This is a genomic window from Kitasatospora sp. NPDC058406 (genome assembly GCF_042722765.1).
In the GTDB taxonomy this organism is placed as follows: domain Bacteria; phylum Actinomycetota; class Actinomycetes; order Streptomycetales; family Streptomycetaceae; genus Kitasatospora.
This window is the reverse complement of record NZ_JBHXKE010000466.1, coordinates 1-2,546: the sequence shown is the minus strand read 5'-3', so window position 1 is coordinate 2,546 and position 2,546 is coordinate 1. Positions and strand designations below refer to the sequence as shown.

1 protein-coding gene is annotated in these 2,546 nt (G+C 76.3%); it reads right to left on the bottom strand.

The features are described 5' to 3' along the window. Positions 1-2,546: condensation domain-containing protein (locus ACFWOG_RS40540; RefSeq protein WP_380364737.1), on the bottom strand; the 2,546-nt coding region annotated here is incomplete at both ends.

Below are 2,546 nucleotides of genomic sequence, written 5' to 3'. Positions count from 1 at the left end.
CCCGCCCCGGCGAGGTACAGCTCGCCGGGGACGCCGACGGGCACCGGGTTCAGGTGCTCGTCCAGCACGTACGCCCGAGTCCCGAGGACGGTCCGCCCCAGCGACGGGCGGTCCGAGTCGGCGAACGCCTGGATCAGGGCGTCGACGGTGCACTCGGTGGGCCCGTACAGGTTGTACGCGGCGGTGGCGGGGGCCTCCCGCAGCCTGGTCCAGAGCGACTGGCCGACGGCCTCGCCGCCGAGCAGCAGCACCCGCGGCGCCGGCGCGCCCGGCGGGACCTCGCCCGGCAGGCCCCCGCCCGGCAGGAGCTCGTCCAACAGGCCCTCGTCCAGGAGCTGTTCGGCGTAGGACGGGGTGACGTTGACGACGTCGACGCCCGTCTGCCGGAGGTGGCGGACCAGCGCGGCGGGTTCGCGGCGCAGCTCGTCGTCGATCAGGTGCAGTTCGTGGCCGGCGACCATCCAGAGCAGGCTGTCCCAGGAGGCGTCGAAGCAGAGCGAGGCGGTCAGTGCGGCGCGGAGCCGGCCGTGCCGCCGCTCGACGTCGCCGAAGGTGTCGGCCCGGTGCGCGGCCAGCAGGGCGGCGATCGAGCCGTGGCTCACCACCACGCCCTTGGGGCGGCCGGTGGAACCGGAGGTGTAGATGACGTAGGCGGCGTCGGACGGCCCGACCCGGGCGGGGAGGGCGTCGGCGGGCTGCCCGGCCCACAGGTGCTCGTCGGTACGGAGCTGCGGGAAGCCGTCCAGGGCCTGCGGCAGCGGCCAGGCCGCGTCGGTGAGGACGACCGCCGGGCGGGCGTCGGCCAGCATGTGGGCGGTGCGGTCGAGGGGGTGGTCGGCGTCCAGCGGCAGGAAGGCGGCGCCGGCCTTGAGCACCGCGAGCCGGGCGACCACCGTGTCCGCCGACCGGGACAGGGCCAGCGCGACCAGCGACTCCGGGCCGAGGCCGGCCGCCGTCAGGCCGTGGGCGAGACGGTTGGCGCGGGCGTCGAGTTCGGCGTAGGTCAGCCGGGCGCCCCGGAAGACCAGGGCGGTGAGCTCCGGCGTGCGGGCCGCCCGGTCCTCGAAGACGGCCGGGACGAGCGGCCGGTCGGCGGGCGACGGCCGCGCGCCGCCGAGCAGTTCGGCGCGCTCGCCCTCGGCCAGCAGGTCGGCGCGGCCGATCCGCTGCCCCGGCCGCTCGACCACGGCCGCCAGCAGCCGGCCGAAGCGGGCGGCGATCGACTCGACCGTCTCGCGGTCGAACAGGTCGGTGGCGTAGTCCATCGCGCAGTCCAGTCCGGCGGGCGCGCCGTCGGGGCCGAAGAACTCCTCCAGCGTCACGTTCAGGTCGAACTTGGCGACTCCGGTGCCGGCCGGCAGCGACTCGGCCCGCAGGCCGGCCAGCTCCGGCTCGGCCTCCTCGGTGGACTGCAGGACCATCGCCACCTGGAAGAGCGGGTGGCGGGCCAGCGAACGGGCCGGGTTGAGCTCCTCGACCAGCCGCTCGAACGGCACGTCCTGGTGGGCGTAGGCGCCGAGGCCGGTCTCCCGGACCCGGCCGAGGAGTTCGGTGAAGGTCGGGTCGCCGGAGGTGTCGGTGCGCAGGACGAGCGTGTTGACGAAGAAGCCGACCAGGTCGTCCAGCGCCTCGTCCGAGCGGCCGGCGACGACCGAGCCGATCGGCACGTCGGTACCGGCGCCGAGCCGGGTGAGCAGGGCCGCCAGGCCCGCCTGGAGGGTCATGAACATCGTGACCCGGTGCTCGCGCGACAACGCGACCAGCGCCCGGTGCAGTTCGGCGTCGATCGGCAGGGCCACCCGGTCGCCGCGGTGATCGGCGCGGGCGCCGCGCGGGCGGTCCGCCGGGAGGGCCAGCTCCTCCGGGAGGTCTGCCAGGGTCTCGCGCCAGTAGGCGAGTTGACCGGCGGCGAGGCTCTCCGGGACGGTCTCGTCCCCGAGCAGGGCACGCTGCCACAGCGCGTAGTCGGCGTACTGGACGGGGAGTTGACGCCACCCGGGGGCCGAGCCGTCCCGGCGGGCGGCGTACGCCTCGGCGAGGTCGCGCAGCAGCGGGCCCATCGACCAGCCGTCCCCGGCGATGTGGTGCAGCGCCACCACCAGGACGTGGTCCCCGGGGGCGATCCGCAGCAGGGTGACGCGGACGGGCGGCTCGGCGGCCAGGTCGAAGGGGCGGCGGGCCGCCCGGTCGACCTCGGCGTCGACGGCCCCGGGCGCGCAGTCGAGGAGTTCGACCCGCAGGGGCGCCTCGGCGGGGGTGAGGATCCGCTGGTGGGGCTCACCGTCCTGCTCCGCGATGACGGTGCGCAGGCTCTCGTGCCGGGCCGCCAGGTCGCCGAGGGCCGCTTCGAGGGCGGTCGGGTCCAGTGCTCCGGTGAGGCGCAGCGCGAGCGGCATGTTGTAGAGGGCGCTCGGGCCCTCCATCCGGTCGATCAGCCAGAGCCGCTGCTGCGCGAAGGAGAGCGGCAGCCGCTCCGGGCGCTCGCCGGCCGTCAGGGCCGGCCGGGCGTCGGAGCCGTCCAGCCGCCGGTCCAGGCCCGCCACGGT